This window comes from Vibrio sp. V42_P2S4T144, assembly GCF_009904715.1.
GTDB classification, from domain to species: domain Bacteria; phylum Pseudomonadota; class Gammaproteobacteria; order Enterobacterales; family Vibrionaceae; genus Vibrio; species Vibrio alginolyticus.
In genome coordinates, this window is the sequence record NZ_WXWS01000061.1 from 1 (window position 1) to 5023 (window position 5023).

The window sequence follows — 5023 nt, forward strand, 5'->3', positions numbered from 1 at the left end:
CCCATTGACTGCGCTGCTTCCACCAAGCCTGTCGGTACTTCTAATAAAGCACCTTCAATAAGACGAGCGACAAAAGGAATGGCGCCAATAGTCAGTGGGACGATTGCTGCGGTTGTACCGATAAAGGTTCCAACTAGCATTTTTGTCACTGGAATAATCGCAACCATCAGTACGAGGAATGGCACAGAACGACCAATGTTAACGATAGCGCCTAAGCCGCTATTTAGTTTGGTGTTTTCAAGTAGGCCGCCTTTCTTAGTAATATGGAGGATTACGCCTAATGGAATACCCACAGCAAAGCCGACTAATCCGGCAACCGCAACCATGTAAAGCGTTTCCCACGTTGCACCTAAAAGTAGTTTGCTGTTTAAGCTCAGCCATTCAGAAATCGTATTAAAGGACATAACCAAGTACCTCTACTTTTACGTTGTGCTTACGAAGGTATTCAAGAGCTGCGTTGTCATCTTCTTCGTTACCAAATAGCTCTGCGACCATCATGCCGAATTTCACGCCACCAGCGTAATCAAGGTCGGAACTCAAAATACTCACATCAATATTGTATTTACGAGAAATTTGCGACATTAACGGTGCATCGACGGTTGCGCCAGTAAACTCTAAGCGAACCAACGGGTAGCTGCCATCAACACGCTCTGCTTGCAGACGAGCTTGGTAATCTTCAGGAATGGAAAGATCCAGCGTTGAGCGAATGAATTGGTGCGCTAGCTCTGTCTTAGGGTGCGCAAAAATATCGCCAACGGTGCCTTTTTCCACCAGCTCACCACCACCGATGATTGCTACTTCGTGACAGATACTTTTTACGACTTCCATTTCGTGAGTGATAAGTAAAATCGTGATGTTGAGTTTGCGGTTGATCTCTTTCAATAACTCAAGGATAGATTGAGTTGTTGCTGGATCTAGTGCGCTAGTGGCCTCATCACAAAGCAGCACGCTAGGATCGGATGCCAATGCACGAGCAATTGCCACACGCTGTTTTTGTCCGCCACTTAAGTTAGATGGGTAGCTCTCGTGTTTGTCGGCTAAGCCTACAAGCTTTAGCAACTCAGTTACTTTTGTTGTGATTTGCGATTTGTCTTTACCTGCTAGTTCTAGGGGTAATGCCACATTATCAAACACAGTACGAGACGAAAGCAGGTTAAAGTGCTGGAAGATCATGCCAATGTTACGGCGTGTTTCGACTAGTTGTTTTTTACTGAGTTTGGTTAGATCCACACCATCAACGATGATGGAACCAGAGGTCGGCGCTTCTAGCATGTTGACACAGCGGATCAGCGTACTTTTACCAGCACCTGATGAACCGATAACACCAAAGATGGTGCCTTTGTCGATGTGTAAGTTAATGTCTTTCAGGGCAAGGATTTCCTTACTGCCTTGGTAGAACACTTTATTGACGTTTTTTATTTCTATCATGTTTCAACCTGCCCAAAGATACGGGGAACTTCGCTGTCAAAAACGGCCTTTGACAGAACTTAATGTTGAGCTTTATCTCAATTTTCAGTTGATGCTATGGGTTAAGCAGAATGAAGTCAATAGATATTTTTACGTCTAGACGTCTAAATGTATGGATGTTCTGTTTTGAAACGAAGATGTATAGATAACAAGCAGGAGGTAGACGGCAGGGCACCCTCAGGTTTACCGATTCTTGCCCAACAAATCAACCGTTTTGTCGAGGCCAAGAATGAATTAGATAGTGTTGAAGTTTATAAGGTATGTAATAATCTGATTAAACCGAGTTAATAGAGAAATACGTTTTGGCAAAACCTGCTGTTTTTATCGATCGTGATGGCGTGATAAACGTTGACCACGGCTACGTTCATGACGAACATGATTTTGAGTACATTGATGGTGTATTTGAAGCGACGAAAGCGCTAAAAGATAAAGGCTACCTTCTAGTGTTAGTGACGAATCAATCGGGCATCGCACGCGGTAAATTCAGTGAAGACCGTTTCTTGTCTCTGACTCAATGGATGGATTGGAACTTTGCTGATAATGGTGTTGAGTTCGATGGTATCTATTACTGTCCACATCATCCAGAACATGGCATTGGCGAGTACAAGCAAGATTGTGAGTGCCGTAAGCCAAAACCAGGCATGTTCATTTCTGCGCGTGACTTCTTGAAGATCGACATGGAGAAATCTGTGATGATCGGCGATAAAGCTGAAGACATGATGGCAGCAGAAGCGGCAGGCGTTGGCACTAAGATTTTGGTTCGCACTGGTAAGCCAGTAACAGAACAGGGCGAAGCCATTGCAACGGTAGTATTAGATAGCATTGCAGATGTGCCTGCGTACTTAAACAAGTAATCTTCATTACTGACTGAGTTAAGGGAAGCCACTGCTTCCCTTTTGTTTGATTCCTTCTTTTAGTCTGAACACTTATGAGCAAAAAACTCACCATTCTTGATATCGCAAAATTGGCAGGCGTGGGCAAATCAACAGTAAGCCGTGTGCTTACTAACGATCCAAAAGTGAAACCCCAAACGCGAGAGAAGGTTGAGCAAATCATTCGTGAATCTGGTTATGTGCCGTCCAAATCTGCGCAATCAATGCGTGGCGGCAGCCAAAAAGTTATTGGGGTTATCATCTCCCGTTTAGACTCACCATCAGAAAATCGCGCCGTTGGTACAATGCTCAATGCTTTGTATTCCGCTGGTTATGATGCGGTGATCATGGAGAGCCAATTCGATCGCGATAAAACCAATGAACATTTGGATGTGCTTAAACGTCGCAACGTCGATGGGGTGATCGTGTTTGGTTTTACTGGATGTGATGAGCGAGCATTGGCAGAGTGGGGGAATCGTATCGTTGTGATCGCGATGGACACGCAAATGGTTTCTTCGATCAACTACGACAACCAAGGTGTGATAGACATGGCTTTGTCTCATCTTGAGCAGCAATCTTTATCTCGCATTGCTTATATTGGTGTTGATCCTGAAGACAAAACCACTGGCTTAGCTCGTCTAAATGCTTATAAAGCTTGGTGTCAACGCAAGCAAATTACACCTTGTTTCCAAACGGGTAAGTTGAGCCATGAAAGTTCTTATCAGTTGGTAGACAAAGTCCTTCAATCTGATACTCAGGCCATCGTGTGCGCCAGTGACACTATCGCGTTGGGCGTGATTAAGCGTCTTCAAGAGTTAGGACGTGAAGACGTGGTTGTGACAGGTGTTGGTGGTAATGAATTGCTCTCTTTCCTTTTCCCTAAAGTATTTAGTGTCGACCCAGGTTATACCCTTGCAGGTGAGAAGTCCGCTAACATGCTGATCAATCAATTAAATGGCGATGAGGAAGTGGTTCACTTTACTCAACAGCCTATCGTTTATTGACCCACACTAAAACGATCTGCTCTAAAATTATACTGTGATCACTCTCAATTAATGGGACTGTTCCCATTTTGTTTTTTGCCTTCGGATGGCAATATTAAAATCAAGAAATGGGAATGTTCCCATTTATAAAAACAAAATGATGAATCGAATGTATCCAATACAGGGTGGACAAAGTTATGAGTAAGATTGCGCGTAAAGACGTGGAGCGTCTTATTGAGCTGGTCGGGGGGCCGGACAATATTGCCAGTGTAAGTCACTGTTTAACTCGCTTGCGTTTTGTTCTAAATGATACGGACAAAGCAGATACGAAACAGTTAGAAGCATTACCGATGGTGAAGGGCTGTTTTACCAACGCAGGCCAGTTCCAAGTGGTTATCGGTACTGAAGTGGATGAAGTTTACAAGGTACTGATCGGACTGACGGGTAAAAGTGAAGCCAGCAAAGACGAAGCGAAGAACGCTGCTCGTCAAAACATGAATATCGTTGAGCGTGGTATTTCCCACCTTGCAGAAATCTTTGTACCACTGCTACCAGCGATCATCACCGGTGGTCTGATCCTTGGTTTCCGTAACGTGATTGGCGACATCAAGATGTTTGATGGTCAAACGCTAACGGAAATCAGCCAGTTTTGGGCAACGGTACACTCTTTCTTATGGCTGATTGGTGAGGCGATCTTCTTCTTCCTACCAGTTGGCGTGTGTTGGTCGACAGTGAAAAAGCTCGGCGGTACTCCGATTCTGGGTATCACGCTTGGTGTGACATTGGTTTCTCCGCAGTTGATGAACGCCTACCTGATTGGTAAGCAAGTACCCGAAGTGTGGGACTTTGGCTTATTCGCCATCGAGAAAGTGGGCTACCAAGCGCAAGTGATTCCGGCAATGCTCGCTGGTATGGCACTGGCGTTTATTGAAACCAACTTAAAACGCATCATTCCGTCTTACCTTTACCTAGTGGTTGTGCCGTTTGTCTCAATCATTGTGTCTGTGATTCTTGCGCACTCTATCATTGGTCCATTCGGTCGTATGTTGGGTGACGGCGTTGCTTTCGCAGCAAAAGCAGCCATGACGGGTGACTTCGCAATGATTGGCTCAACCATCTTCGGCTTCCTATACGCGCCATTGGTCATTACTGGTATTCACCACACCACCAACGCGGTAGACCTTCAACTGATGCAAGAGCTAGGCGGTACGCCAATTTGGCCTCTGATTGCACTTTCAAACATTGCTCAAGCGTCTGCGGTCGTCGGCATCATTATCATCAGTAAAAAACACGGCGAGCGTGATATCTCAGTGCCTGCGGCTATCTCTGCTTACCTTGGCGTGACTGAACCGGCGATGTACGGCATCAACTTGAAATACAAGTTCCCAATGCTGAGCGCGATGATCGGTAGTGCGTGTGCTGCTGCTATTTGTGGTAGTGCGGGCGTAATGGCGAACGGTATCGGTGTGGGCGGTTTGCCGGGCATCTTGTCTATCCAACCGCAGTTCTGGGGCATTTTTGCTTTGGCTATGTTAGTCGCAATGCTGGTACCTGCTGCATTAACGTTAATTCTTTATAAGCGTGCACAAGCCAAAGGTGAGCTTGAGCCTGCAAACGCGTAATTCTATTTGAGGCAGTGACTTGGCTGCCTCCTCCTATTTTTCTTTTCAAATTTTAAGTTTCCGATTACTGGTAAGTGAG

The 5023-nt window shown here is 45.3% G+C and carries 5 protein-coding genes; 3 read left to right on the forward strand and 2 right to left on the reverse strand.

Annotation, left to right across the window (positions count from 1 at the left end):
- Nucleotides 1–404 (reverse strand): ABC transporter permease subunit (locus tag CAG68_RS01925; protein WP_161440725.1); only part of this gene is annotated, 404 nt, incomplete at its 3' end.
- The gene (gene metN, locus CAG68_RS01930) at nt 394–1428 is read right to left on the reverse strand and encodes a methionine ABC transporter ATP-binding protein MetN (RefSeq protein WP_005381962.1); all 1035 of its coding nucleotides are present in this window, start codon (nt 1426–1428) and stop codon (nt 394–396) included. The genes CAG68_RS01925 and metN, both read right to left, overlap by 11 nt.
- Before the next feature lie 341 nt (nt 1429–1769).
- On the opposite strand from metN, the gene gmhB reads away from it, so the two are divergent.
- The 3 genes from gmhB (at nt 1770) to treB (ending at nt 4944) form a co-directional block, all read left to right on the forward strand.
- On the forward strand, nt 1770–2321 hold the full coding sequence (gmhB, locus tag CAG68_RS01935) for a D-glycero-beta-D-manno-heptose 1,7-bisphosphate 7-phosphatase (protein WP_005381961.1): 552 nt from the start codon (nt 1770–1772) through the stop codon (nt 2319–2321).
- 74 nt (nt 2322–2395) lie between these two features.
- Complete coding sequence (gene treR / locus CAG68_RS01940; RefSeq protein ID WP_042521221.1) at nt 2396–3343, forward strand: trehalose operon repressor TreR; 948 nt, start codon at nt 2396–2398, stop codon at nt 3341–3343.
- A 176-nt stretch (nt 3344–3519) separates the two neighbouring features.
- A complete protein-coding gene (gene treB / locus CAG68_RS01945) occupies nt 3520–4944 on the forward strand; it encodes a PTS trehalose transporter subunit IIBC (protein WP_005381959.1) in 1425 nt (474 codons plus the stop codon).
- Nucleotides 4945–5023: the final 79 nt, after the last annotated feature.